General features: G+C 69.2%; 27 protein-coding genes. 18 read left to right on the top strand and 9 right to left on the bottom strand.

Features of this window, described 5'->3' with window-relative positions:
- Positions 1-139: 139 nt before the first annotated feature.
- The 5 genes from urtB to AB0I43_RS13070 are packed head-to-tail and all read left to right on the top strand — an operon-like array spanning position 140 to position 4361.
- Positions 140-1024 carry an urea ABC transporter permease subunit UrtB gene (gene urtB / locus AB0I43_RS13090; RefSeq protein ID WP_357432044.1) on the top strand — a complete coding sequence of 295 codons (885 nt, stop codon included), beginning with the start codon at positions 140-142 and terminating at the stop codon, positions 1022-1024.
- The gene (gene urtC / locus AB0I43_RS13085; protein WP_357432042.1) at positions 1021-2163 is read left to right on the top strand and encodes an urea ABC transporter permease subunit UrtC; all 1143 of its coding nucleotides are present in this window, start codon (positions 1021-1023) and stop codon (positions 2161-2163) included. Before urtB ends, urtC begins: the two co-directional genes overlap by 4 nt.
- Entirely contained in the window at positions 2160-2954 is a 795-nt protein-coding gene (gene urtD / locus AB0I43_RS13080) for an urea ABC transporter ATP-binding protein UrtD (protein ID WP_356980038.1), read from the top strand. The genes urtC and urtD overlap by 4 nt, the downstream gene beginning before the upstream one ends.
- Positions 2954-3646 carry an urea ABC transporter ATP-binding subunit UrtE gene (urtE, locus tag AB0I43_RS13075; RefSeq protein ID WP_356980036.1) on the top strand — a complete coding sequence of 231 codons (693 nt, stop codon included), beginning with the start codon at positions 2954-2956 and terminating at the stop codon, positions 3644-3646. Before urtD ends, urtE begins: the two co-directional genes overlap by 1 nt.
- Before the next feature lie 7 nt (positions 3647-3653).
- Complete coding sequence (locus tag AB0I43_RS13070) at positions 3654-4361, top strand: GntR family transcriptional regulator (RefSeq protein ID WP_357432040.1); 708 nt, start codon at positions 3654-3656, stop codon at positions 4359-4361.
- A 1-nt stretch (position 4362) separates the two neighbouring features.
- Here AB0I43_RS13070 and AB0I43_RS13065 read toward each other — a convergent pair whose 3' ends face one another.
- Positions 4363-5259: a nuclease-related domain-containing protein gene (locus AB0I43_RS13065; RefSeq protein ID WP_357432038.1), complete on the bottom strand. Its 897-nt coding sequence runs from the start codon at positions 5257-5259 to the stop codon at positions 4363-4365.
- 238 nt (positions 5260-5497) lie between these two features.
- Between AB0I43_RS13065 and AB0I43_RS13060 the strand changes: the two genes are divergently transcribed.
- Positions 5498-6055 carry a carboxymuconolactone decarboxylase family protein gene (locus AB0I43_RS13060; protein WP_357432036.1) on the top strand — a complete coding sequence of 186 codons (558 nt, stop codon included), beginning with the start codon at positions 5498-5500 and terminating at the stop codon, positions 6053-6055.
- Here the strand turns inward: AB0I43_RS13060 and AB0I43_RS13055 are convergent.
- Complete coding sequence (locus AB0I43_RS13055) at positions 6038-6799, bottom strand: TetR/AcrR family transcriptional regulator C-terminal domain-containing protein (protein WP_357432034.1); 762 nt, start codon at positions 6797-6799, stop codon at positions 6038-6040. The genes AB0I43_RS13060 and AB0I43_RS13055 overlap by 18 nt on opposite strands.
- 115 nt (positions 6800-6914) lie before the next feature.
- Between AB0I43_RS13055 and AB0I43_RS13050 the strand changes: the two genes are divergently transcribed.
- Entirely contained in the window at positions 6915-7292 is a 378-nt protein-coding gene (locus tag AB0I43_RS13050; RefSeq protein WP_356980026.1) for a VOC family protein, read from the top strand.
- Between the two features lie 51 nt (positions 7293-7343).
- Here AB0I43_RS13050 and AB0I43_RS13045 read toward each other — a convergent pair whose 3' ends face one another.
- Positions 7344-8195, bottom strand: coding sequence for an SDR family oxidoreductase (locus tag AB0I43_RS13045; protein ID WP_357432032.1), 852 nt, complete (start codon positions 8193-8195; stop codon positions 7344-7346).
- Between the two features lie 98 nt (positions 8196-8293).
- Between AB0I43_RS13045 and AB0I43_RS13040 the strand changes: the two genes are divergently transcribed.
- Complete coding sequence (locus AB0I43_RS13040) at positions 8294-8692, top strand: helix-turn-helix domain-containing protein (protein ID WP_357432030.1); 399 nt, start codon at positions 8294-8296, stop codon at positions 8690-8692.
- Positions 8693-8731: 39 nt separating this feature from the next.
- Positions 8732-9148, top strand: a complete 417-nt coding sequence (locus AB0I43_RS13035) for a PPOX class F420-dependent oxidoreductase (protein ID WP_357432028.1) — start codon at positions 8732-8734, stop codon at positions 9146-9148.
- On the opposite strand, the gene AB0I43_RS13030 is transcribed toward AB0I43_RS13035, so the two are convergent.
- Complete coding sequence (locus AB0I43_RS13030) at positions 9145-9849, bottom strand: polysaccharide deacetylase family protein (protein ID WP_357432026.1); 705 nt, start codon at positions 9847-9849, stop codon at positions 9145-9147. The two genes, AB0I43_RS13035 and AB0I43_RS13030, sit on opposite strands and share 4 nt — an antisense overlap.
- A 38-nt stretch (positions 9850-9887) precedes the next feature.
- Between AB0I43_RS13030 and AB0I43_RS13025 the strand changes: the two genes are divergently transcribed.
- Both AB0I43_RS13025 and AB0I43_RS13020 read left to right on the top strand, forming a co-directional pair.
- Positions 9888-10964: a helix-turn-helix transcriptional regulator gene (locus AB0I43_RS13025; protein ID WP_357432023.1), complete on the top strand. Its 1077-nt coding sequence runs from the start codon at positions 9888-9890 to the stop codon at positions 10962-10964.
- Positions 10961-11188, top strand: coding sequence for a hypothetical protein (locus AB0I43_RS13020; protein ID WP_356980015.1), 228 nt, complete (start codon positions 10961-10963; stop codon positions 11186-11188). Before AB0I43_RS13025 ends, AB0I43_RS13020 begins: the two co-directional genes overlap by 4 nt.
- 150 nt (positions 11189-11338) lie before the next feature.
- Here AB0I43_RS13020 and lpdA read toward each other — a convergent pair whose 3' ends face one another.
- A complete protein-coding gene (lpdA, locus tag AB0I43_RS13015) occupies positions 11339-12742 on the bottom strand; it encodes a dihydrolipoyl dehydrogenase (RefSeq protein WP_357432021.1) in 1404 nt (467 codons plus the stop codon).
- Positions 12743-12816: 74 nt separating this feature from the next.
- Between lpdA and AB0I43_RS13010 the strand changes: the two genes are divergently transcribed.
- Both AB0I43_RS13010 and AB0I43_RS13005 read left to right on the top strand, forming a co-directional pair.
- On the top strand, positions 12817-13872 hold the full coding sequence (locus tag AB0I43_RS13010) for an AraC family transcriptional regulator ligand-binding domain-containing protein (RefSeq protein WP_357432019.1): 1056 nt from the start codon (positions 12817-12819) through the stop codon (positions 13870-13872).
- 120 nt (positions 13873-13992) lie between these two features.
- Complete coding sequence (locus tag AB0I43_RS13005; RefSeq protein WP_357432017.1) at positions 13993-15027, top strand: NADP-dependent oxidoreductase; 1035 nt, start codon at positions 13993-13995, stop codon at positions 15025-15027.
- On the opposite strand, the gene AB0I43_RS13000 is transcribed toward AB0I43_RS13005, so the two are convergent.
- On the bottom strand, positions 15024-16004 hold the full coding sequence (locus AB0I43_RS13000) for a membrane dipeptidase (protein ID WP_357432015.1): 981 nt from the start codon (positions 16002-16004) through the stop codon (positions 15024-15026). The genes AB0I43_RS13005 and AB0I43_RS13000 overlap by 4 nt on opposite strands.
- Before the next feature lie 172 nt (positions 16005-16176).
- On the opposite strand from AB0I43_RS13000, the gene AB0I43_RS12995 reads away from it, so the two are divergent.
- On the top strand, positions 16177-16731 hold the full coding sequence (locus AB0I43_RS12995; protein WP_357432012.1) for a hypothetical protein: 555 nt from the start codon (positions 16177-16179) through the stop codon (positions 16729-16731).
- 42 nt (positions 16732-16773) lie between these two features.
- On the top strand, positions 16774-18816 hold the full coding sequence (locus tag AB0I43_RS12990) for a prolyl oligopeptidase family serine peptidase (protein ID WP_357432010.1): 2043 nt from the start codon (positions 16774-16776) through the stop codon (positions 18814-18816).
- Between the two features lie 3 nt (positions 18817-18819).
- Here the strand turns inward: AB0I43_RS12990 and AB0I43_RS12985 are convergent, their stop codons facing one another.
- Positions 18820-19680 (bottom strand): alpha/beta fold hydrolase, encoded by an 861-nt coding sequence (locus AB0I43_RS12985; RefSeq protein WP_357432008.1) that lies wholly within the window; start codon positions 19678-19680, stop codon positions 18820-18822.
- A gap of 29 nt (positions 19681-19709) precedes the next feature.
- Entirely contained in the window at positions 19710-20342 is a 633-nt protein-coding gene (locus AB0I43_RS12980; protein ID WP_356980005.1) for a TetR/AcrR family transcriptional regulator, read from the bottom strand.
- A gap of 647 nt (positions 20343-20989) precedes the next feature.
- Here AB0I43_RS12980 and AB0I43_RS12975 point away from each other — a divergent pair.
- On the top strand, positions 20990-21796 hold the full coding sequence (locus tag AB0I43_RS12975) for a DUF6585 family protein (RefSeq protein ID WP_356980004.1): 807 nt from the start codon (positions 20990-20992) through the stop codon (positions 21794-21796).
- Here AB0I43_RS12975 and AB0I43_RS12970 read toward each other — a convergent pair.
- Positions 21793-22242: a MarR family transcriptional regulator gene (locus AB0I43_RS12970; RefSeq protein WP_356980003.1), complete on the bottom strand. Its 450-nt coding sequence runs from the start codon at positions 22240-22242 to the stop codon at positions 21793-21795. The two genes, AB0I43_RS12975 and AB0I43_RS12970, sit on opposite strands and share 4 nt — an antisense overlap.
- Before the next feature lie 109 nt (positions 22243-22351).
- Between AB0I43_RS12970 and AB0I43_RS12965 the strand changes: the two genes are divergently transcribed.
- Both AB0I43_RS12965 and AB0I43_RS12960 read left to right on the top strand, forming a co-directional pair.
- Positions 22352-23347: a superoxide dismutase gene (locus AB0I43_RS12965; RefSeq protein WP_357432006.1), complete on the top strand. Its 996-nt coding sequence runs from the start codon at positions 22352-22354 to the stop codon at positions 23345-23347.
- Positions 23348-23441: 94 nt separating this feature from the next.
- Positions 23442-24131 carry a ZIP family metal transporter gene (locus AB0I43_RS12960; protein WP_357432004.1) on the top strand — a complete coding sequence of 230 codons (690 nt, stop codon included), beginning with the start codon at positions 23442-23444 and terminating at the stop codon, positions 24129-24131.
- Positions 24132-24134 lie beyond the last annotated feature (3 nt).

Below are 24134 nucleotides of genomic sequence, written 5' to 3'. Positions count from 1 at the left end.
TTTAAAACCCCGCGGGCCGGGGGTGTGCCGCCTATACGATCTATACCCACCCGCCGGGGACCGGCCCGTTCTTCCCCCCCCCCCCCGGGGGGGGGGGGCCCCCCCCCCCCCCCCCCGCCCGACACCGTAGGAGAACTTCATGGATGTCGTTGTCGGCCAGCTCTTCACCGGGTTGAGCCTGGGATCGATTCTGCTGCTCGCGGCGCTGGGCCTGTCGCTGACCTTCGGTCAGATGGGCGTGATCAACATGGCGCACGGCGAGTTCATCATGGCCGGCTGTTACACCACCTACGTGGTGCAGAAGGTCGTCTCGTCGGCCGGGATCTCGCTGCTGGTATCCCTGCTGATCGGGTTCCTGGTCGGCGGCGCGCTCGGCGCGGCCCTGGAGATGGGCCTCATCCGCTGGATGTACGACCGGTCGCTGGACACCCTGCTGGTCACCTTCGGCGTCGGACTGGTGCTCCAGCAGCTGGCCCGCGACATCTTCGGCGCGCCGGCCAAGAACGTGCTGGTGCCGTCCTGGCTCAGCGGCGGCGTGGACATTCTGGGCGCGGTGGTGCCCAAGACCCGGATCTTCATCCTGGTGCTGGCCGTGATCGCGGTGACCACCCTGGCGGCGGTGCTCAAGGCCACGCCGCTCGGCCGCCGCATCCGGGCCGTGGTGCAGAACCGCGGCCTGGCCGAAACCAGCGGCGTCTCTTCCCGTTTCACCGATATCAGCACCTTCTTCATCGGCTCCGGGCTGGCCGGGGTGGCGGGGGTGGCGCTGACGCTGATCGGTTCGACCAGCCCCACCATCGGGCAGAGCTATCTGATCGACGCCTTCCTGGTGGTGGTGATCGGCGGGCTCGGGCAGATCAAGGGCACCGTCATCGCGGCGTTCGCGCTCGGCCTGCTCAATTCGTTCATCGAGTACTCGACCACCGCGTCCATCGCGAAGGTCATCGTGTTCGTCGCGATCGTCATCTTCCTGCAGGTCCGGCCGCAGGGGCTGTTCACCGTCCGGACAAGGAGTTTGGCATGACGACACTCACCGGGAAACTGCGCCGGCACTCCTCGCTGACCGCGCTGGGCGGGTTCGCGATCGCCGCGATCCTGCTGTTCGCGGTGGCCCCGGCCGTGCTCAGCGACTTCCGCCTGAACCTGCTCGCCAAGTTCCTCTGCTTCGCGATCGTGGCCGCGGGCATCGGGCTGGCCTGGGGGCGCGGCGGCATGCTCACCCTGGGGCAGGGCGTGTTCTTCGGCATCGGCGCCTACATCATGGCGATGCACCTGCAGATGACCGACGCCGCGCGGCTGGGCAACGACGTGCCGGAGTTCATGGAGATCTCCGGCATCCGCGAATTACCCTCGTTCTGGCAGCCTTTCGCGTCCGCGCCGGTGGCGATCCTCGGCATCCTGATCCTGCCCGCGCTGGTCGCCGCGGTGCTCGGGTACGGCGTGTTCAAGCGCCGGGTCAAGGGCGCGTACTTCGCGATCCTGAGCCAGGCGCTGGCGGCCGCGCTGGCCATTCTGCTCACCGGCCAGCAGGCCATCGGCGGGTTCACCGGCCTGTCGGATTTCCGGGCCTTCTTCGGCTTCAAGCTCTCCGACCCGGTGAACCGGCAGATGCTGTTCTTCATCGCCGCGGGCACGCTGCTGGTCGTGCTCGCCCTGGTCCGGCAGCTGATGCACAGCCGGTACGGCGAACTGCTGGTCGCGGTGCGCGATCAGGAGGAGCGGGTCCGCTTCCTGGGCTACGACCCGGCCAATATCAAGATCGTCGCGTACGTCGTGGCGGCCTTCCTCGCGGGCATCGCGGGCGCGCTGTTCACCCCGATCGTCGGCATCATCTCCCCCGCCGACATCGGCGTGGTGCCCTCGATCGCCTTCCTGATCGGCGTCGCGATCGGCGGGCGCACCACGCTGCTCGGCCCGGTGCTCGGGGCGATCGGGGTGGCCTGGGCGCAGACCGCGCTCTCCGAACAGTTCCCCTCGGGCTGGACCTACCTGCAGGGCGTGCTGTTCATCGTCGTGGTCGGCTTCATCCCGGCCGGCCTGGCCGGCGTGTGGCCGATGCTGAAGGGCTTCCTGGACAGCCGATTCCGGCGCACGCGCCCGGCGGTGCTGGTGCGCGAGACCCCCGAGGCCGAGACCGTCGAGCCGGAGAAGGTGACGCGATGAGAATGGACAACGAATACCTCGAGATCCGCGGGCTCTCGGTGAGTTTCGACGGCTTCAAGGCCGTCACCGACGTGGATCTGACGGTGCTGCAGGGCGACCTGCGGTTCCTCATCGGGCCCAACGGCGCGGGCAAGACCACCCTGATCGACGCGATCACCGGCCTGGTCCCGGCCACCGGCTCCGCGCAGAAGTCCGGCGCGGAACTGCTGGGCAAGAAGGTGCACCAGATCGCGCGCCTGGGCGTCGGCCGGACCTTCCAGACCGCCAGCGTGTTCGAGCAGCTGAGCGTGCTGCAGAACCTGGACATCGCGGCCGGGGCCGGGCGCTCGGCGCTCACGCTGCTGCGCCGGCGCAAGTCGGTGCTGCCGAGTATCGAAGAGGCCCTGGAGATCACGGGCCTGGGCGCGCTGCGCGACCAGCCCGCCGGGGTGCTCGCGCACGGGCAGAAGCAGTGGCTCGAGATCGGCATGCTGCTGGTGCAGAACGCCTCGGTGCTGCTGCTCGACGAACCCGTGGCGGGCATGAGCGCCGAGGAGCGCGAGGAGACCGGAAACCTGTTGCGCCGCATCGGCTCCGATCGCGTCATCGTGGTGGTCGAACACGACATGGATTTCATGCGCGCGTTCGCGACCTCGGTCACCGTGCTGGCCGGGGGCACGGTGCTCAGCGAGGGCAGCGTGGAGCAGGTCCAGGCCGACCCGAAGGTGCAGGAGGTCTACCTCGGCACGGCGGCCGCCGTCGGCACCGAACTCGAAACCGCGCAGACCGCCGAAGCTCTGGAGGAAGCCTGATGCTCGAGCTCATCGATATCCATTCCGGATACGGCCGGACCGAGGTCGTGCACGGCGTCTCGCTGAGCGTGCCCGACGACAGCGTCGTCGCCGTCATGGGCCACAACGGCGCGGGCAAGACCACGCTGCTGCGCACCGCCGTCGGCCTGATCGGGACCAAATCCGGGACGATCCGCTTCGACGGGGAGACCATCACCAAGCTGTCCCCCTCGCGCCGGGTCAAGCGCGGCATCGCCTACGTGCCGCAGGGGCAGCAGAGTTTTCCCCAGCTCTCCACAGCGGAGAATCTGCAGGTGGTCGCCGACGGCCGCAAACGCGGCAAGGCGCTGATCGACGAAGCCCTGGATCTGTTCCCGGCGCTGCGGGAACTGCTGGGGCGCAAGGCCGGTCTGCTCTCCGGCGGCCAGCGCCAGCAGCTGGCCATCGCCCGGGCCCTGATCACCGAGCCGAAGCTGCTCATCCTGGACGAACCGACCGAGGGCATCCAGCCCTCGGTGGTCGCCGAGATCGAGCGCACCATCCTCGAGCTGACCGGCCGCGGCGGCCTGAGCGTGCTGCTGGTGGAGCAGCACATCGGCTTCGCTTTGCAAGCGGCGCAACGCTATTACGTGCTGCACTCGGGGCGGGTGGGTTCCAGCGGCGACGGCGGGGCCGGCGCGGAATCGGCGGTCCGCTCGGCGATGGCGATCTGAGTCGCCTGTGGCGTCCAGGGGGACGACCGCCGCCGGCGGGGCGGGCCGGCGGCTCGGCGAACGGGTCTACGAGGCCCTGCGCCGGGATCTCGCCGCCGGCGTCATCGTGCCCACCGAGCGGTTGCGCGAGGAACGGCTGGCCGAGAACTACGGCGTCTCCCGCACCCCGGTGCGGGAGGCGCTGGCCCGGTTACAGGCCGACGGCCTGGTGCAGCGCCTGGCCGACGGGCTGTACCCGTACCGGCCCCGGCTGCGCGAACTCGACCAGCTCTTCGAACTCCGGATCCTGCTGGAGGCGCGCGGTATCGAGCGCCTCGGCGCGACCGGGCACGACCGGGATCTGGTCGGCGCGGAGCTGGCGGTATGGCGGCGGCTGCGCGACGACCCGCCCGCGCCCGGCCCGGCGCTGGTCGCGGCCGACGAGCAGTTCCACACGGCGCTGCTCGCGGCGGCCGGCAATCAGGCGCTGACCGAGGCGCTGGCGGCGGTCTACACCCGGGTCCGGCCGGTCCGCACGCTCGACCTGCCCACCCCGGAGCGGATCGCGGCGATGACGGCCGAACACATCGGGATCGCCGAGCGGGTCCTCGACGGCGACCCCGACCACGCGCTGCGGGCCCTGCTCGCGCACCTGGACTCGGCCCGCACGCACGCCCTCGCGCGCGCCCGGCAGGCGCTGGAACTCACCAAACTCGGTCGCGCGATGCGCGATTGAGCTAGCAGCTGGGCTGGAACGGGAAGCAGTTGCGCGAGGTGGGTGGCGGCGGCGCGGGCGTCACCGTGCTGGTCCCGACCGGTTCCGGGCCGCTGTCGCCGGAGCCGTCGACGAAGACCTTGGCGATCACCCAGAACACGACCAGCATCCCGACCACGGCGACGACCACCGCACCCCACGCGCCCGCCTGCTGCCGCCGGGTCTGCGGGCCGGGCGCGTGCGCCGGGCGCTGCGGGCGGGGCGGCCGCGGCGGTTTCGGCGACGGGGTGACCTCGCCCAGCGGCGTGGGCCGCACCTCGTCGAACCCGTCGGCCAGCAGTTCGGCCCGCGAGGGCGGCGGCTGCACCCCCAGCACCTGCGCCGCCTGGATCACCCGGTCGGCGGGCCAGCTGCGCGTGCCCGCCGCGAAACCTTCCAGGTAGATGCGCAATTCCGTGGCGTCGTCGACATTGGCGACCAGCACGTCGATGCCGGGCCGGATGGCGGTGCGCGCGGGCCGGACCATCACGCCGCGCTTGGGCACCAGCACTACGACACCGCAGACGTCCCCGGGGTCCTGCAGGGCGCGTTCGAGTTTGGTGCGTACCGCGTAGACGCACTGCTCGAGGCGGTCGGTGGGACTGGTCTCGGCGTCGTCCAGCTCGGCGGGCGCCTCGCTGATCCGCCACGGCTCGGTATTCAGATTGAGAATGCCGCTCTGCCGCTTGCCGAAGCCACGGATCTCGGCGACGGTGAGGCCGCGCGGAGTCAGCACCACCGCATCGATCTGGCGGGTGCCGTGCACGCCGACGTGCACGTCGACGGCGGCGAGGCCGGTGCTCGGGTAGGACCGCAGGCATTCGACGAATTCCTGTTCCGCCGCCGAGAGCTGCGCTCCCGCCCTGACCTTCACCAGCATCTGCCATCCCCTACCGAGTACCGAAGCGCACGGGCTACCCTGCCTCGTCCAGTGCGCCGATTCCGATGATGCCCGCCGCCGCGAGCGGTTACCACCGAAAGCTCAGAACTAACTGGGGATCAGGGGACTTCGCCGAACCCCTGGTCGGCGTCCGCGCACTCGATCGCACCCGCTTCGGCGGGTACGCTCGCCAGCGCCGGCCCGGACGGGCAGAACACCCCACGAGAGGCGCACCGCGATGACCGAAGCACGGATCGCACCCGGGCGGGCCCGGGAACTCGGGCCCATCAATTGGGTTGTCTGGCAGGTCCTTTCCCGGGTGGCCGGCACCCGCGACGCGCAGCTGTTCAGCACGCTCGGGCGCACCGGCGGGCTGTTCCGCGGCTGGCTGCACTACTCCGGCAAGCTCATGCCCGGCGGGCGATTGCCCCGGCACGAGGCCGAGTTGGTCATCCTGCGGGTGGCCCACCTGCGCGGGTGCGACTACGAGATGGATCACCACATCCGGCTGGGCCGCAAGGCCGGCGTCACCCCGGAGATCCTGGAGCGGCTGCGCGGCGGGCCCGCCGCCGCGGGCTGGTCGGACAAGCACCGCGCCCTGCTCACCGCCGTCGATCAGATCGTGGCGACCCGCGATCTCGACGACCAGGCCTGGGCGGCGCTCGCCGCGCACTACGACGAGCGCCGCCTCATCGAAATCGTCCTGCTCACCAACCAATACGAGGGTCTGGCCTCCTCCATCACCACGCTGCGGATCCAGCGCGACGGGTTCGGCGCCTCAGCGCTGGATCAGTAGCGACTCCAGCCCGTCCAGCACCAGCCCGAGGCCGAACTGCCAGGCGTGATCGGCGCTGTAGGCCGCGTCGTAGGCCTGACCGGCGGCCGCGCCGACCCGCGCCGCGAGCGGGTACCGCTCGCTGTCGAGTACTTCCTCGAGTAGCGGCGCGGCCCGCTCCCACCACTGGCGGTCGGTCATCTGGCTGTCCGCGGCCGCGCGCTGGGTGTCGACGGCGATGCACGCGACCGAGTTGACGAACCCGAGCAGGTGGGTCAGCGCCGCGTCCATTTCCACGTCGTCGAGGCCGATGCGCTCGAATGCCCGCAGTTCGTGATCGTATTTCGCGGTCCGGCCCGGGCCGAGCGGCGGCCGGGTGGTGGGCAGATAGGCCACCCACGGATGCCGCGCCAGCAGCACCCGATTCTCCTCCGCGATCGTGGTGACCCGTTCCCGCCAGTCCATGTCGGTCAGGTCCGCACGCGGCATGGACTGGTACACGTGGTCCAGCATCAGGTCGACCAGTTCGGCCTTGCCGGGCACGTAGGTGTAGGTCGCCATCGGCGTCAGGCCCAGCTTCGCGGCGACCGCGCGCATGGTCAGCGCTTCCAGCCCGGCGGCGTCGGCGATCTCGATGGCCGCCCGGACCACGGCGTCCACGCTGCTGCGCTGCTTCGGCCCTCTGCCGGGCTTACTCGGTACCCGCCAGAGCAATTCGAGTGTGCGCACCGGATCACCCGCACTGCTGCGTTCCTTACTCGCCACATCGCCTCCTTCGCTGGAGTCCCGATCGTATCGATGTGACATGAGTCATAGTGCAGCCAGGCCGGTATTCTTCTACAAAGTACAGAGTTTCCGTTCGCCCAGCCAGAGGAGCCGCATGACCATCACCGCGTCCACCATCTCGCTCAACGTCGCCGACCCGACCGCCTCCGCGCAGTTCCTGATCGACACGCTCGGGTTCGCCGAACTCATGTCGGCCGACGGCTTCGTCTCCCTCGGGCACCCGGAGGCCGGGGTGAGCGTCGTCTACCTGGCCGTCGGCCTGAAATCGTTCAAGCCCACGGACAAGGCGGGCGCGGCGGGCGAGGGCCTGCTGCTCGCGTTCACGGTGGACAACATCGATGCCGAGTACGAGCGGCTGCGGGCCGCGGGCGTGCCGATCGTCACCGAGATCGAGACCGAGCCCTGGGGCGAGCGCTACTTCCAGATGAGCGACCCGAACGGCATCATCGTGCAGCTGGTGCAGTGGGTCTGACCGAAACCACCGCCGGGGCGCGCGTTTTCGGCGCGTCGCCCCGGCACGCGGTCAGGCCAGCGCCGCGCGGATGACTTCGAGCGCCGGGGTGGACGCGCGGCCGAGCAGTTTTCGCAGGTCGCCGGAGTCGACGTCGAGGATGCCCGCGGCGATGCCCGCGTCGGCGTCGGCCAGCGCCGCGGCGTAGGGGCCGGGCAGGCCCGCGGCCTCGAGCGCGGCGGCGTAGTCGGATTCCGGGAGATTCTCGTAGCGCACCGGCTTGCCCGCGGCCGTCGAGATCACCTGGGCGAGTTCGGCATAGGTGAGGCGCTCGTCACCGCCGAGCTCGTAGACCCGGCCCGCGTGCCCGTCCGTGCCGAGCACGACCGCGGCGGCCTCCGCGTAGTCGGCGCGGGCCGCCGCGGCCACCCGGCCCTCGCCCGCGGCGCCGTTCAGGACGCCCGTTTCGACGGCGTGCCCGAGGCCGCCGAGGTAGTTCTCCCAGTACCAGCCGTTGCGCAGCAGGACATGCGGGACAGTCGATTCCGCCAGGACGGCCTCGGTGCCGGCGTGCTCCTGCGCGAGGATCAGCGGATTTCGCGTGGCCTGCGGAATGCTGGTGTAGGCGAGCAGTTCCACGCCGGCGCGTTCCGCGGCGCGGATGACGTTCGTGTGCTGCGCGACGCGCTTGCCGAATTCGTTGCCCGAGACGAGCAGGACCCGGTCGACACCGGCGAGCGCGCGATCCAGGGCGGCCGGATCGTCGTAGGACGCCTCGCGCACCTGCGCCCCGCGCGCGGCGAGGTCGGCCAGCTTCCCCGCGTCGCGCGCGATCGCGACGACCGGCGTGGCGCCGGTGCGCAGCAGCGCTTCGGCGGTGAGACGGCCCAGCTGCCCGCTGGCTCCGGTGACTGCGACGGTCATGACTACCTCCAGGTTGGTGACTGTTCTGCAAGCACTAACTAATAGTAAGCACTATCCATTCCGGCAGCACTCTCGTCAAGTTCGGTACCATCGCATTCATGAGCACCCGGCGACTTCCGTCGACACACGTCGACGACCCCACGCTGGAAGCCGATGTTTTCGCACGAAACTGCACGTCGCGGCCGGTTCTGCAGAATGTCGCCAGCCGGTGGGGCACGCTGGCCCTGGTCGCGTTGCGCGAGGGCCCCTACCGATTCAGCGCGCTGCGCCGCCGGGTCGACGGAGTGAGCGAACGCATGCTCTCGCAGACGCTGCAGGGTTTGGAACGCGACGGCCTGGTGCACCGCGAGGTGCACGAGACCATTCCGCCGCGCGTCGAATACACCCTCACCGACCTCGGCGCCGAGGTGGCCGACCACCTGGAAGCACTGATCAAGGTGCTCGAACTCAACCTGCCCCGGATCCAGCAGGCCCAGGCCGACTACCACCGCGAGTGAAACGGGAACGTTTGCGCCGCCGCGCTGGTTGACTGTGGCATGGATCTCTCCGACGCCATCGATTTCGCGCGCACCGCACGCCGCTCCGTCCTCACCACCCTCCGCCGCAACGGCCGGCCACAGCTGTCCAATGTGCTGCACCTGGTCGGCGACGACGGCGTCATCCGGATCTCGATCACCGCCGATCGCGCCAAATACCACAATCTGCGACGGGATCCGTGGGCCGCGCTGCACGTCACGCGCGACGACTTCTTCGCCTACGCCGTGCTGGAGGGCACCGTCGAGCTGACCCCGATCGCCGAGTCGCCCGACGACGCGACAGTCGAGGAACTGGTCGACTACTACCGCCAGGCCACCGGCGAGCACCCGGATTGGAGCGAATACCGCCGGGCCATGGTCGAGGACCGGCGCGTGCTGGCGCGCTTCACGCCCGGCTCCGCCTACGGCATGCTCTAGCGCCCGAGCAGCTCCGACACGGTCGCGAATTCGTAGCCCTGCGACCGCAATTCGGCGACGAAGCGCGGAATCGCGGCCAGCGAATCACCGCCGCGCTCGCCCATCACGTGCAGCAGCACGATCGATCCGGGACGCACCTGCGCGAGGGTCTCGGCCACGATGGCGTCGGTGCTCGCGACCTTGCCGGAATCCGGCTCCACGTCCCACATCACGGTGGTGCGATCGTGCGCGGACAGATACCGGGGCAGCCCGATCAGCTTCTTGCCGTACGGCGGCCGGAACGTGATCGGCCCCTGGTAGCCGGTTTTCGCGATCTCGGCGTCGGTGCGCTCCACCTCGTCCCGGATCGTGCCCGCCGACACCAGCACCATCCGCCGATGCGAATACGTGTGGTTGCCGAGCTCGTGCCCCGCCGCCGCGATCGCCCGCCCGGCCTCGGGCCGGGCCGCCAGATCCCGGCCGTTCAGATAGAACGTGGCCCGAATCCCGCTCTCCGCCAGCACCTTCAGCACCTCGGGCGTGCGCTCGCCCGGCCCGTCGTCGAGCGTCACCGCCACCACCTTCGCGGCCGTGTCCACCCGATCCACCAACCGCCCGGCCACCTGGTACCCGCGCGCGTTCATCAGGAAATACCCGCCGACCACCACCCCGACCAACACGACAAGACTCAACGACCCACCGACCAGCAACTTCCGACGCACCCTGGCGTGTATACCAGAACGTTCACACCGAAGTTTTAATGCGACCGCATAGTCTATTTCGCCTTCACGGCATCGCGTTTCGGCAAAATGTTCTTGCATATGTAAGTGCAAATGCACGTTCAGTGCGGACTGTTCTGCTGCGGGCCATCCCGTGCCATGCTCGTCGCGTGCCAGTTGCAGATACCAAGCCGAGGCGGAGTATCGAGTTCGATATTTCGGGTAGGCCGAGCACTCTCGCAGGTCCGCTCGCTATTCGGATGATCGCGGGAGCTCGACTCCAGCGGTTGCGGGAGTTGTGCCCGATGGACCGCAAAGAAGTCGCCCAGCAGGCAAACATGTCCCAGTCCAAGCTCAGTCGGGTCGAGTCCGGCAGCGTCGGTCTGCATCTACGCGACGTGGAGGATCTCCTGCGGCTCTATGCGGCAACGCCCGCGCAGCGCAACCGGGTGCTGGACCTGGCTCGGCTCTCGAACGAACCGTCTTGGTGGCACGGCGACTGCCATTGGATCCCGAAGGGCTTCGACGCTCTCCTCGATTTGGAGCCGGCGGCGGCCTTGATCGGAGTATACGAACCACGCTTCGTTCCCGACCTACTACAAAGCGAGGACTACGCGCGCACCGTCCTGAGCCTGGCGACCAGGACGGGCGAGTCCCGCCATCAGGTCGAACGGAAAGTGCAGCTGCGGTTGCGGCGTCAGGAGATGCTGCACCGCCGGGATTCTCCGAAAGTCCGATTCGTCATCGAGGAGTCGGCGTTACGGCGCCCGCTCGGAGGACACTCGGTGTGGCGCGGGCAGCTCGAAACGATCGCGAAGCTATGCGACCTTCCGCACGTCACCGTGCAGATCCTGGCCGATACCGCAGGTGGTCCGGCCCTCGCAGAGAGCGGCTTCACCTACTTGCGGTTCCCGGATCCAGAACTGGGCCAGCTGGTGTCGACCCAGCAGATGGGTGCGACCACTTTGCTGACGAATCCGGTGGACGTCCACACCTACCTGGAATCGGCGCGCTTTCTCGCGATACGGGCCGAATCCTCCGAGCGAACATCGGAATTGATGATCAAGCTCGCAGAACACTACGTTTCGGACCTCACGCATGACGGAGCACTGACATGACCGTTGGACTCACCGAGATCGCCGGCCTGAACACGTCCTGGATGCCGCTGCTGATCGTCGCGGTCATTTGTGCCACCACCGTGCTGCTGACCGTGGTGGCACTACGCAAGAAGGGGCCGGACGGCCGGATCGTCATCCGATCTCCGTTCGCGACAATCGAACTCGACTCCGGCAACCGGACCCCTCGCGACTCTCCAGCGCGGAAGAAGCCGCGATCTCGCTGAGACCCGCTTCGGAGGCGCCGGACAGAAGTGGGCGGTGACGAGGTAGGGCCCTGGTTCCGAGTGGAACAGCCAGCCGCTGTACTCGGCGACGAAAATGGCCCGATGGCGGCGGGTTTCGCCGGCATCGGGCCATTCGCGCGGATCGGAGGATCAGAAGTTGATCATGTGGCCCGCGAGGCCGTGGATCGCTTCCTGCAGCGCCTCGCTCAACGTCGGGTGGGTGTGGACGTTGCGGGCGAGCTCGTTGACCGTGAGATCCCACTTCTGGGCCAGGGTCAGCTCGGGCAGCAGCTCGGAGACGTCGGGGCCGATGAGGTGGCCGCCGAGCAGTTCGCCGTACTTGGTGTCGGAGATCAGCTTCACGAAGCCGGTCGGGTCACCCAGGCCGTGCGCCTTGCCGTTGGCGGTGAACGGGAAGGTGGCGACCTTCACGTCGTAGCCCTCGTCGCGGGCCTGCTGCTCGGTCAGGCCGAAGCTGGCGACCTGCGGCTGGCAGAAGGTGGCGCGCGGCATCATCCGGTAATCGCCCAGCGGGACCGTCTCGGCGCCGCCGATGGTCTCGGCGGCCACCACGCCCTGCGCCTCCGCGACGTGCGCGAGCTGCAGCTTCGCGGTGACATCGCCGATGGCGTAGATGTGCGGCACGTTGGTGCGCATGTACTCGTCGATGGCGATGGCGCCGCGATCGGTCAGCTGGACGCCGGTGTTCTCCAGGCCGTAGCCCTCGACCCGGGGCGCGAAGCCGACGGCCTGCAGCACCTTGTCCACGGTGACGGTCTCGACGTTGCCGCTCTTGTTGTCCTTGATCTGGACGGTGACCTTGGCGCCGTCGTCCTCGATCGACTGCACGGCCGCACCGGTGCTGATCGTGATGCCCAGCTTCTTGTACGCCTTGGTGATCTCCTTGGAGACATCGGCGTCCTCGTTCGGCAGCGCGCGATCCAGGAACTCCACGATGCGCACGTCGACGCCGTAGTTCTTCAGGACGTAGCCGAACTCCATGCCGATCGCGCCGGCGCCGACGATGAGGATCGACCCCGGCAGATCCCGGGTCAGGATCTGCTCCTCGTAGGTGACGACGTTGTCGCTGAGCTGGGTGCCCGGCAGCAGCTTGGTGACGGTGCCCGCGGCGATGATCGCGTTGTCGAACGTGATGGTCTCGCTGCCGCCCTTGGTCAGCTCGACCGAGAGGGTGTTGGCGTCGACGAAACTGCCCTTGCCGTCGTACTCGTCGATCTTGTTCTTCTTCATCAGGAAGTGGACGCCCTTGACGCGGCCGTCCGCGACCTTGCGGCTGCGATCGAAGGCCACGCCGAAATCGAACGAGGCCTCCCCGCTGATGCCGAAGGTATTGGCCTCCTTGGTGAAGATATGGGCCAGCTCGGCGTTACGCAGCAGTGCCTTGGACGGGATGCAGCCCACGTTCAGGCACACGCCACCCCAGTATTTCTGCTCGACAATCGCTGTTCGCAGGCCGAGTTGAGCGGCACGGATCGCGGCGACATATCCGCCGGGACCAGCGCCGAGAACGACGACATCGTAGTGGGAAGTCACGCCCCCGAGCCTAACTCCGCCGCCGGAGGTTGGCCCACCCGTCCCCCGCAAATAACCGTGAATAGGCTGACGGGGTGGGATCGGATCGGCCGGACGGCGGCAGAAAGCTGGCACTGGATCCGACCGATACCACCGCTTCCACGCAGTTGATCCGGTTGGTGCGCGACGCCGCCCGCGCCGCGGGCGTCGCACCGGAACGGATCGCCGCCGTGCGCGGCACCGACGACGCGACGCTCGCCGGTGAACTGACCCGAATCCCGCTGACCTCGCTGATCCAGCTGTGGGAAGCCATCGCGACCGCCCGGCCGGGCCCGGGTGCGGGGCTCGCGGTGGCGGCGGCCGCCCCGCTGGGGACGCTGACCACCTGGGATTACCTCATCACCAACGGGCCGACGCTGGCCGACGCATTGCGCGCCGCCCAGCCCTACCACCGCCTGGTGACCGCCGCCGCCGAGGGATTCGACCTGCACCACGACGGCGAGCTGACCATCGGCTACCGCACCTCGGCGGGCGACCCTGCCGTGGTGTCCGTGGTCAACGAATACGTGCTCGCCTATTACCTGCGGCGGGCCCGCGAGGCCACGGGCCGCGCCCTGGTCCCGGTCCGCGTCACCTTCGGTCAGCCCGCGCCGCGCGAGCACCGCACGCTGATCGACGCGTTCGGCACCGCCGCACTGGAATTCGACGCGCCCGCGGACAGCATCACCTTCGCGGCCGCCGACGCCGCCGCTCCGCTGCCCCGCGCCGACCCGATGCTGGCCGGCCTGCTGCGCAGCCACGCGGATCTGGTGCTGGCCTCGGCCCGCCCGCTGCCCAGCCCGCTGGAGGCCTTCCGCATCGCCCTGGCCGCGGCGATCGAGGCGGGCGACCCGACCCTGGCGGGCGTCGCGCGCCGGCTGGCGATGAGTCCGCGCAGCGTGCAGCGGCACCTGGCCGAGCACGACACCACCTGGCGGCACGAATACGACTCGGTCCGGTACGAACAGGCGAAAGCCCTGCTGGCCACGGGCGATCTGACCACCGCGACGATCGCCGACCGCCTCGGCTTCACCGATGATCGCGCCCTGCGCAAAGCGTTCCGCCGCTGGTCGGGCGCGTCCATGTCGGAGCTGCGCGCGGGCTCCGGATAACCTGGCGCGTCCGGACCGGTCCGTGTCGCGCGCGGACCTCGGAACGGACGCCGCTGCCTCATAACGTCATTCGTGCCGGATCGAACGCTCCGGCCCGGACCACGAAGAAGAGGCAGTGCCATGCAGAACCAGGCCACCCAGACCGCCACCCTCCTCCCCACCACCTCGCGGGAGATCCAGCTGGCCGCGCGCCCGACCGGCGTGCCGACCGCCGAGCACTTCGCCCTGGTGGAGCGCGCGCTGCCGGAACTGACCGCAGGCCAGATCCTGGTGCGCAACACCTGGATGTCGGTCGATCCCTACATGCGCGGCCGGATGGACGACCGCCCGTCCTACATTCCGCCGTTCCAGCTCGGCGCCGCACTGGAAGGCTCGGCGATCGGTGTGGTGATCGCCTCGCGGTCCGCCGAGATCGCGGTCGGCGCAACGGTTTCGCACTTCGCCGGCTGGCGGGAGTACGCGGTGCTCGAGGCCGCGACCGCCACCCCGGTGGACCCGGAACTCGCCGCGCCCCAGGACTACCTGAGCGCCCTGGGCACCACCGGGTTGACCGCCTACGCGGCCCTGACCGACGTCGCGCCGGTGCGCCCGGGCGACACCGTGTTCATCTCCGCCGCGGCAGGCGCGGTCGGCAGTGTGGCCGGGCAGATCGCGAAGGCGCTGGGCGCGAAGCGGGTCATCGGTTCCGCCGGCGGACCGGTGAAGAACGCCCTGCTGCTGGCGGAATTCGGCTTCGACGCCGCCGTCGACTACCGCGCGGGCGATCTGGCCGGTCAGCTCGCGGCCGCCGCGCCGGAGGGCATCGACGTCTACCTGGACAGCGTCGGCGGCGAACACCTGCGCGTCGCGGTCGAGGCGCTGCGGCCGCGCGGCCGGGTGGCGCTGGTCGGCGCGATCAGCGGCTACAACGGCGGGGCGGAGGCGGGCCCCGACCTGTACAAGGCGGCCACGAAGGAGGCGAGCCTGCGCGGCATGCTGGTGAACAGCTACTTCCCGATCTTCGGCGAGTACATCGCCAAGGCCGCGGGCTGGCTGGCCGACGGCACGCTGCGCACCCGCGAGACGGTGTACGAGGGCCTGGAGCAGGCCCCGGCCGCGTTGCTGGGCGTGCTGTCCGGCGCGAACACCGGCAAGATGCTGGTGCGGCTCGGCTAGTCGGCCCAGACTTCGGCCGCGACGCGGGCGAAGTTGCCGCCGAAGACGGCGGCGCGGTCGGACTCGGAGAAACCCCGGTCGGCGAGTACCTCGTCCAGGCCGGGGACTTCGGCGTAACCGAGCAGGTCCTCCGGCGGAGTCCATTGCAGCGGGCCGTATTTCGTATAGTCCGCGGAAAAGTTCTCCGGGTGCGCCAGGATTTCCTCGTTGAATTCGGCGTTGTCGAACGAATAATCCGACCCGATTCCGATGTGCTCGATTCCCAGGAGTTCCGCGCCGTATTCGATATGCCGCGCCATCGCCGCCACCCGTTCGGCCCGTTCGGATTCGGCGTTGTGCCCCAGAAAGATTCCGACACCGTTGATGCCGACCACGCCACCGGTCGCCGCGCAGGCCCGCGCCTGATCGTCGGTGATATTGCGCGGATGCGCCCACAGCGCGGCGAAATTGGAGTGACTGTAGATCATCGGCGCGTCCGTGAGCTCGGCCATCTCCAGGCCGCTGCGGCGCGAGCAGTGCGAACCGTCGACGAACATCCCGACCGTGTTCAGGGTGCGCACGATATCGCGCCCGTAGCCGGTGAGCCCGGTGTCCTCGGTGTCCAGGCAGCCGCAGCCCGCGGCGTTGGCGTGGTTGTAGGTGGTGGCCAGCGAGCGCACGCCCAGCTCGTAGAACATCGCGATGTTGTCGAGGCGGCCGCCCAGCGGCCCGGAATCCTCGAGATCGAAGGCCAGCGCGCGCGATTCACCGGCGCAGCCCGCGATGTCGCGATGCCGCTGCACCAGCCGGAACCGGCCGTCGTCGAGCGCGTCCTTGCGCAACAGCTCGGCCATCGCCACCGCGTCGGCCGTGCTGTGCGGCGCGTAGCCGATATTCACCGACAGGTACGACCCCACCGGGAAGCGCGCCAGCTCGGCCACCCGGGCCGACGGCAGCAGCGGCAGACAGCAATGTTGCTCCCAGACGAAGGGCGGCACTCGGACTCCTGTTTCCTCGCGAACTACAGGTTTCAACGAAATCTCCCGGCGCGGGAGTTCCTGGCTCGTTTCGAGACGAACCCGCGACCCTACCGTGCCTAACGACGCGTCCGATTAGCCCGATTATTCGGGTATCTGATCACCTGCGAAATCTGATGAAGGCTGGTGCGGCATGCGTCGCATATTCTCCGTTCTCGTCGCGCTGTCCGCGCTCGCCACGATGCTGACCCTGGTGGTCACCGCGGCGCCCGCTGGATCGACGCCCTCCTACTGCGGGCTGGTGTGGGGCTCGCTGCCCGAATCGAATCCGGTCGGCACCACCGCCGCGCTGACCGACATCCGGTCCGGCCGCCACGAATGCTTCGACCGTCTCGTCTTCGACCTGTCGGGCCCGGTCTCGGGCTACCACGTCGGCTACGTCGACCGGGTGACGATGGACGGCTCCGGCGCCCCGGTCCCGCTGCGCGGCGGCGCGTTCCTGAGCGTCGCGGTCTACGCCCCCGCCTACGACAGCGCGGGCAACAGCACCTACCACCCCGCCGACCGCGCGGAACTGACCGGCGTCACCGGGTACAGCACCTTCCGCCAGGTCGCGTGGGCCGGTTCGTTCGAGGGCCAGACCACCGTCGGCCTGGGCGTGCGCGCCCGGCTCCCGTTCCGGGTGTTCACCCTCGACGGCCCCGGCAGCGGATCCCGGGTCGTGCTGGATGTCGCTCACTATTGGTGACCCGGGCGGCCATGACGCGACATCCAAGCGACAATGTGAGCTATGAGCGATCCTTACCTCTGGCTAGAAGAGGTGACCGACGAACGGGCGCTGGACTGGGCCCGTGCCCATAACGACGTGGTCGTGCGGCGGTTCGCCGCCGCCGACCGATTCAGCGAGCTCGAGCGCCGCATCCTGGACATGCTCGACGACGACACCAAGGTGGCCTATCCGGGCCGCCGCGGGAAGTGGCTGTACAACTTCTGGCGCGACGCCGAGCATCCCAAGGGCCTGTGGCGGCGCACCACCTTCGCGGAGTACGCCAAGGAATCCCCGGCGTGGGACGTGCTCATCGACGTCGACGCGCTGGCCGCCGCCGAGGACGAGAACTGGGTCTGGGCCGGGGCCAACGTCCTGCGCCCCGCCCAGGATCGCGCGCTGATCAGCCTGTCCCGCGGCGGGGCCGATGCCAAGGTGGTCCGCGAATTCGATCTCGGCACCCGCGAATTCATCGATCCCGCGGACGGCGGGTACTACCTGCCCGAGGCCAAGTCGCGGATCGGCTGGATCGACCTGGACTCGGTCTACGTGGGCACCGATTTCGGTCCCGGCTCGCTCACCGAGTCGGGCTACCCCCGGATCGCCAAGCGCTGGCGGCGCGGCACCGAATTGGCCGAGGCCGAAACGGTTTTCGAGGGCGAGCCGGGTGACGTCTCGGTGGGCGCCGGATACGACCGCACGCCCGGCTACGAGCGCCATTTCGTCGCCCGGGCCTCGGACTTCTTCAACGAGGAGGTCGCCCTGCTGGAGCCGGACGGCACGCTGCGCCCGCTGGAGGTGCCCTCCGACGCCAGCGAGTCCTGGTACAAGGATTGGCTGACCGTTCTGCTGAAGTCGCCCTGGCAGGTGGGCGGGCAGACGTACCCGGCGGGTGCGCTGCTGGCCATCGATTTCGAGAAGTTCCTCTCCGGCGCACGGGAATTCGAGGTGCTGTTCACCCCGGACGCGCACACCGCGCTGCACGGCTACGGCTGGACCGAGAACCACCTGATCCTGAGCACCCTGGAGGACGTGCAGACCAAGCTCTACGTCCTCACCCCGGGCGCCGAGGGCTGGAGCCGCCGCCCGCTGACCGACACCCCGCCGATGGCCAGCACCGGGGTCACGAATCTGGACCCGCTCGAGGGCGGCGACGAATTCATGCTGGTGACAAGCGGTTTCACTACACCGACCACGCTGCTGGCCAGCTCGGTGGGCGGCGAGACCACCCAGCTGCGCCAGGAGACGGAGTATTTCGACGCCGAGGGCATCGAGACCGAGCAGTTCTTCGCACGCTCCGACGACGGCACCATGGTGCCCTACTTCGTGCTGCGGCACCGTGATCGCAAGGGCACCCCGAATCCGACCGTGATGTCGGGCTACGGCGGCTTCGAGGTCTCGCGCACGCCCGCCTACAGCGGCGTCTCCGGGATGGGCTGGCTGGAACGCGGCGGTACCTGGGTGATGACGAATATCCGCGGCGGCGGCGAGTACGGGCCCGAATGGCACACCCAGGTGCAGAAGGCCAACCGGTACAAGGCTTTCCAGGATTTCGCCGCGATCGCGCGGGACCTGGTGGCGCGCGGCATCACCACCCCGGAACAGCTGGGCGCGGTGGGCGGCAGCAACGGCGGCCTGCTCATGGGCGTGATGCTGACCCGGTACCCGGAACTGTTCGGCGCCATCGTCTGCCAGGTGCCGCTGCTGGACATGCGGCGCTACCACCTGCTGCTCGCGGGCGCCTCCTGGATCGCCGAGTACGGCGACCCGGACAAGCCGGAGGAGTGGGAGTACATCGGCAAGTACTCCCCGTACCAGAACGTCAGCGCCACGGCGCAATACCCGCCGATCCTGCTCACCACCTCCACCCGCGACGACCGCGTGCACCCCGGCCACGCCCGCAAGATGGCCGCGCTGCTGGAGGAGCAGGGCCACACCTTCTGGTACCACGAGAACATCGAGGGCGGGCACGGCGGCGCGGCCGACAACAAGCAGTCGGCGTTCCAGGCCGCGCTGATCTACGAGTTCTTCACCCAGATGTTGTTCGAGGGCAAGAAGACTCGCTGACGGCTACCGATCCCGCAGCCACTTCTCGATCCGGTCGAGGGTGCTCGCGGGATCGGTGATCCAGCCGTTGTGCCCGAGCCGCTCCGGCTGATGCCAGGTGCTCACCTCGGCGTCCGGCAGCTTGGACAGCAGGTGCTCGGCCGCGCCCGGCGGGGTGAAGTCGTCGCCTTCGGCGGTGATCGACAGGACCGGGAGCTTCAGCCTGCCGATGCGCTCCTCGTAGTCGATGTCGGCGCCGACCGGGCGGAAGCGGCCGGTGCGGGCCAGCCGCGCCCAGTCCGCGATCAGCACCTTGGACTGACGGCCGAAGCCGCCCACCGTGATTCGGTCGCCGGGCCAGAAACCGGTGAGGTTCGCGGTCAGGGCGGCGGCGGTGGTGCCGAACAGGATGCCGGGCCCGTGCACGCCCGGATAGCCGCGGTGGTACGGGGTTCCAGAGGCGACGAGGATCAGGCCGCCGAGCCGCCCGCGCACGCGCGCGGCGTACATCACCGCGAACTGGCCGCCCATGCTGTGCCCGAGCAGGTAGGGCGTGCTGGCCGGGAACCGGTTGCGCACCACCTGGAAGATGGCCGGGAAATCGACCGAGACCAGTTCGTGGTAGCCGTAGGCGCTGCGCGCGCTCGGGCGCGGCCGGCTGTCGCCGTTGCCGCGCAGTTCGCCGATCGCGGCGTCGAAACCGCGCTTGGCCAACTGCGCCGCGAAGTACTCGTAATACCCGCCGGGCACGCCCAATCCGGGCATCAGCACCACCACGGGGCGCGGCGCGTCCGGCGTCACCGGATGCTTGTGCGCACCCTCGGCCGGGAACAGGCGCACCGGGATCGTGCTGCCGTCCGGAACCTGGATGGGAACGGTCTCCATGCGGCCCAAGGCTACCCAGGCGGGCGGGCCTACGCGCCGACCGCGCCCATGATCACGCGGCTGAGCACCCGGATGACATCGTCGAGCGGCGGTCGCGGGTCGGCGCCGCTCCACGAATCGACCACGTAGTTCACCGCGCCGATGATGGCCAGCACGCGCATTTCGTAGTCGCCCGTGGGTATCTCGCCGTGCATGGCGGCGTCCTCGGCGGCGCTGGCGAGCAGCGAGCCCCAGACCCGGCGCAGCTCCAACCGGAACTTCTCCACCTTCGGTCCGGCCCCGACCACCTCGACCAGCGCGACCCGGGCCTTGCGCGGATCGGCGCCGATGGACTCGACGTAGGCGCGCACCGCCGCGTCGATGATCTCCAGGGCGCTCGAATCGGCCTTCTTGTCCAGTGCGGCGGTGACCGCGTCGCGCGATTCCCGGTCGATCTGTTCGTACAGCTCGAGTAGGAGCGATTCGCGGCCGGTGAACTCCTCGTAGAACTGGCGCGAGGAGAGCCCGGCGTCCTTACAGATGGCGCCCACCGAACTATTGGCGTAGCCGTCGCGTGCGAAGACCGTGAGGCCCGACTCCAGAAAACGCGCACGCCGCTGACGTTGCCGGTCCTCTACGGGTTGCCCGGCATACATTCGTCCCGTATTCGCATCCTGTGACATTGGGGCAGACAATACCGAAGGCCCCGATCCCCTCGTCATGGATCGGGGCCTTCGCTTCGACCTCCAGCTGACCGCGCGTTAGCCGGAAGTTGGCGGGAAAACACCTGCCATACAACGACTCCGATCTAACGGCCGCCACTCCGCTGTCACTGGCTGTTTGCCGAAACGGACGATACCGAGGACGGCCGGTACTGTGTGCGATTTTGAAGGGAAAACGTAGAACTTTTTGTGGACGGACCGGTCCCCTCGCTCCGCGAAGTTTGCCGGGTTCATGCCGGGCCCGGATCGCCACGCGGCCACCGCCTCCCGAGGCGCGCGCGCACCGCCGGCGCGAACGCGCGCCGGGAGCAGCGGCACCGGCCGAGGGAATCCCGATGCGCGCGAGCCACTTCCATTACTCGCGAGTACAACACCACTCCGCGGACGGTGAATTCGAATCCCGGTAGCTCGTTACCGGCCTCCTGAACATTGTGCGCCACAGCGACTTTGACCGATGAATTCCAGGCGGAGGGAGAAATCCCGATAATCGGAAGATTGCCCACGCCCTGACTTTCGCCGCCAACTACGGCGCGTCGCCCGGGGTCGCGGTGGCGGGTCGGGCCCGCGTGACATACGCTTCGCGCGGAAAACCGCCTCGTGGAGGGACTATGGCCACTCCGAACACCCTGGAGCAGGAGACGGGCGAGACCGACGACGGACGTACGGTACCGCTCTCACAGCTGATCCACCTGATGTCCGAGTACCAGAAACTCGGCGCCCACCGCCAGACCTACCTGCCCACCCCCGCCGGCGACACCTTCGTCCGCGGCTGCGGCATCGTGGTCGGCTGCTGCGTGGTGCTCGGCGTCATCTGCGTGGCGGTCGGCGCGCCCGCCGGCGGTGCGGCCGCCGGGCTGCTGGCCCTGATCCCCGCCATCCCCGCGGCCTGGCGGGCCCGCAGCAACCGGCAGCACCGCTCCGCCCGGCTGGACCTGTTCGACTTCGGCATGACCGTCTACCGCGCCGGTGAGCGCATCGCCGGCTTCCGGTGGGAAACCGCGCAGGTCAAGCAGCGGGTGATCCCGTTCCAGACCTCGGCGGTCCCCGAGTATGCCTTCGAGATGACCGGCCCCGGCGCGCACGCGACCTTCGACGACACCCTGTTCAGCAACGGGCGCGAGTGGGGCAAGGCGATCCAGTCCGCGATCACCGCCACCCAGTTGCCGAACGCGGTCACCGCCATCGACAACGGCGAGACCATGCACTTCGGCGACATCGCGCTGAACCTCGAGACGCTCACTTTCCGCGGCGAGAGCTACCCGTGGGAAGAGATCCAGCTGATCGATGCCCGCAGCGGGCTGGTCCGGATCAAGGTGGACCGGCGCTGGGTCTCGCTGGCCGCCGTGGCCACCATTCCGAACTTCTACATCTTCAACGAACTCGCGGAACGGCTCCGGGTCACCGACCCGGTCTAGCCTTCCGCCGGGCGGATCGCGTCGAAGCGGTCCGCGCATCGGGTCAGCAACTCGCGCAGCGCTTCCATTTCCGGCGCCGTGAACTCCGCCGCCACCGTGCGCTCCACGTGGATGGCGCGCCGGTCGGCGTCCCGCATGACCGCCGCACCCCGCTCGGTGAGGCGGGTTTCCAGCACGTTCTTGTGCCAGGCGTGCGGGGTGCGCTCGACCAGCCCGCGGTCCTGCAGGTTGCTCAGCACCGTGTTCATCGTGGGTGGCGTGACGCCGCACAGCCGCGCCAAGGCCGCCGCCGAGATGCCCGGGTGCTCATCGAGGTGCAGCAGCGCCGAGTACTGCGGCACCGTCACACCGGCCGGCTTCAGAGCCGCCGCCTTCGCCGCGGCCATGGCCTGCTCCGCGCGCTTCAGGAATGAACCGAGTCGCTCGGCGGCGGGCATCGACGTCATGCACGCATCGTATCCGTCCGTCCCATCATTAGACTCTTGACGATCATTAGAGTTCTAATCTAACTTCGTCTTCGTTCTTTGATGTGACTACGTTCGATTGAGGCTCGACATGACTCTTCCGCGTTCCTTCGCCGCGACCACCGTGTTCGCCGCCGCCGCGCTGCTGACTGCCTGCGGCGCCGACTCGAACCCGCCGAGCGCCGCCCCCGCGCCCCGGATCAGCACGGCTTACGAACTGCCCGGTGAGCGCGTCTACCCCGAGGGCATCGCCCTCGACTCGCGCACCGGCACGACCTACGTCGGCTCGTACAGCACCGGGGCCGTCTACCGGGCCGAACCCGGGGCGGCGCGCGCCGAGGTCTTTCTGCCCGAAGGCGCCGACGGGCGGCGGACCACCAACGGGCTGCGCGTCGACCCGGCCGGGCGACTCTGGGTGATCGACTCCACCAGGGGAGTCGCGGTGTACGACACCGGAACCCGCGCGCTGATCGCCACCTTCACCGCGCCCGGGCCCGATCCGCGTATGGTCAACGACCTGGCCATCACACCCGACGGGACGGCCTACCTGACCGATTCGCTGCGCGCGGTGGTCTACCGGGTCACACCGGATCAGCTCGCCGGGGGCGGAACAGCCGAGCTGACAACGGCTTTCGATCTGCACGGGGCCATCGCGCCGCGCGCGGCCGGCGAATTCGGCCTGAACGGCATCGCCGCCGACCCCACCGGAAAATACCTGCTGGTCGTCGACATGCCCACCGGCGAGCTGTATCGCATTGCCACCGCACCGAATTCATCCCCAGCCATCCACAAGGTGACCCTGCACGGCGGTGACCTGACCAACGGCGACGGCCTCGACCTGACCGGCGGCCTGCTGCGCGTCGTCCACAACCGCGACAACACCCTGAGCCGCTGGACCCTGTCCGAGGACTACACCACCGCCACCCGGCAGGCCACCGTCACCGACCCCGCCCTGTCCATCCCCACCACGATGGTCTTCGTCGACGGCAAAGCCCTGGTCGTGGCCTCGCAATTCGACAAGGGCGGCCCCATGGCACCCGGCACCCCGACCACCCCGTTCGCGGTCCTCGCGGTCGAGGGCATCTGAATCCGGCAGTTCCGAGAGCACTGCCTTTGATGGCGACGGGCCGGTCTTCTCGCGCTCACGGTTCGCCTCCGACGGTGCCCCTAGGGTGTTGCCCATGGTGAAAGCGCTGCTCTACGGACTCGGGACGGCGGTGCCGCTGGTGCTCGGGGCGGCCATCGGCTTGCGCTGGACGCTGCCGAAACAGGTGCTCGCCTCGCTGATGGCGTTCGGCTCCGGGACCATGATCGCGGCGGCGTCCTCGGAACTGTTCGAGCCCGCGTTCCACGAGGCCGGCGTGTGGATCGCGGCCGCGGCACTGTTCGCGGGGGCCGGAATCTATGTCGTGGCCAACCATTTCATCGAGGCCAGGCTGGGCGCCGCCGCCATCGGCTGGGCCCTGATGCTCGGCACCATTCTCGACGGCGTCCCCGAGAACACCGCGCTCGGCGTCTCGCTCACCTCCGGCGGCGGACTGGTCCTGCTGGTCGCCGTCGCCGTCGGCAACGTCCCCGAAGCCATCAGCGGTGCCACCCTGATGCGCGACAAACACAACTTCTCCGTCGCGCGCTCGTTCTGGCTGTGGGCCGTCACCGGATCGGCCCTGGTCGCGGTCACCGTCATCGGATACACCCTGTCCGACAACCTCTCCCCCACCCACATCAGCGCCGTCCAAGCCTTCGCCGGCGGCGCCACCATCGCCGTCCTGGCCGACTCCCTCATGCCCGAGGCCTACCGCGAAGGCGGCTGGTGGGTCGGCCTCGCCACCGCCGCCGGCTTCCTCGTCGCCTTCGTCCTCGCCGGGTGAGCG

Source organism: Nocardia sp. NPDC050435, from assembly GCF_040655395.1.
Lineage (GTDB): Bacteria > Actinomycetota > Actinomycetes > Mycobacteriales > Mycobacteriaceae > Nocardia.
The sequence above is the reverse complement of the archived record's forward strand: the minus strand, read 5'-3'. Positions and strand labels throughout refer to the sequence as shown.

Excerpts from the sequence above, each read along its gene's own strand:
- urtC (WP_357432042.1), top strand. The coding sequence starts at position 1,021 with ATGACGACACTCACCGGGAAACTGCGCCGGCACTCCTCGCTGACCGCG.
- AB0I43_RS13005 (WP_357432017.1), top strand. The coding sequence starts at position 13,993 with ATGCAGAACCAGGCCACCCAGACCGCCACCCTCCTCCCCACCACCTCG.
- AB0I43_RS13060 (WP_357432036.1), top strand. The coding sequence starts at position 5,498 with ATGACCGAAGCACGGATCGCACCCGGGCGGGCCCGGGAACTCGGGCCC.
- AB0I43_RS13025 (WP_357432023.1), top strand. The coding sequence starts at position 9,888 with ATGCGACCGCATAGTCTATTTCGCCTTCACGGCATCGCGTTTCGGCAA.
- AB0I43_RS13040 (WP_357432030.1), top strand. The coding sequence starts at position 8,294 with ATGAGCACCCGGCGACTTCCGTCGACACACGTCGACGACCCCACGCTG.
- urtE (WP_356980036.1), top strand. The coding sequence starts at position 2,954 with ATGCTCGAGCTCATCGATATCCATTCCGGATACGGCCGGACCGAGGTC.
- AB0I43_RS13065 (WP_357432038.1), bottom strand. The coding sequence starts at position 5,259 with ATGCTGGTGAAGGTCAGGGCGGGAGCGCAGCTCTCGGCGGCGGAACAG.
- AB0I43_RS13020 (WP_356980015.1), top strand. The coding sequence starts at position 10,961 with ATGACCGTTGGACTCACCGAGATCGCCGGCCTGAACACGTCCTGGATG.
- AB0I43_RS12980 (WP_356980005.1), bottom strand. The coding sequence starts at position 20,342 with ATGTCACAGGATGCGAATACGGGACGAATGTATGCCGGGCAACCCGTA.
- AB0I43_RS12985 (WP_357432008.1), bottom strand. The coding sequence starts at position 19,680 with ATGGAGACCGTTCCCATCCAGGTTCCGGACGGCAGCACGATCCCGGTG.
- AB0I43_RS12965 (WP_357432006.1), top strand. The coding sequence starts at position 22,352 with ATGACTCTTCCGCGTTCCTTCGCCGCGACCACCGTGTTCGCCGCCGCC.
- urtD (WP_356980038.1), top strand. The coding sequence starts at position 2,160 with ATGAGAATGGACAACGAATACCTCGAGATCCGCGGGCTCTCGGTGAGT.
- AB0I43_RS13045 (WP_357432032.1), bottom strand. The coding sequence starts at position 8,195 with ATGACCGTCGCAGTCACCGGAGCCAGCGGGCAGCTGGGCCGTCTCACC.
- AB0I43_RS12975 (WP_356980004.1), top strand. The coding sequence starts at position 20,990 with ATGGCCACTCCGAACACCCTGGAGCAGGAGACGGGCGAGACCGACGAC.
- AB0I43_RS12990 (WP_357432010.1), top strand. The coding sequence starts at position 16,774 with ATGAGCGATCCTTACCTCTGGCTAGAAGAGGTGACCGACGAACGGGCG.
- urtB (WP_357432044.1), top strand. The coding sequence starts at position 140 with ATGGATGTCGTTGTCGGCCAGCTCTTCACCGGGTTGAGCCTGGGATCG.
- AB0I43_RS12995 (WP_357432012.1), top strand. The coding sequence starts at position 16,177 with ATGCGTCGCATATTCTCCGTTCTCGTCGCGCTGTCCGCGCTCGCCACG.
- AB0I43_RS12970 (WP_356980003.1), bottom strand. The coding sequence starts at position 22,242 with ATGACGTCGATGCCCGCCGCCGAGCGACTCGGTTCATTCCTGAAGCGC.
- AB0I43_RS13035 (WP_357432028.1), top strand. The coding sequence starts at position 8,732 with ATGGATCTCTCCGACGCCATCGATTTCGCGCGCACCGCACGCCGCTCC.
- AB0I43_RS13050 (WP_356980026.1), top strand. The coding sequence starts at position 6,915 with ATGACCATCACCGCGTCCACCATCTCGCTCAACGTCGCCGACCCGACC.
- AB0I43_RS12960 (WP_357432004.1), top strand. The coding sequence starts at position 23,442 with ATGGTGAAAGCGCTGCTCTACGGACTCGGGACGGCGGTGCCGCTGGTG.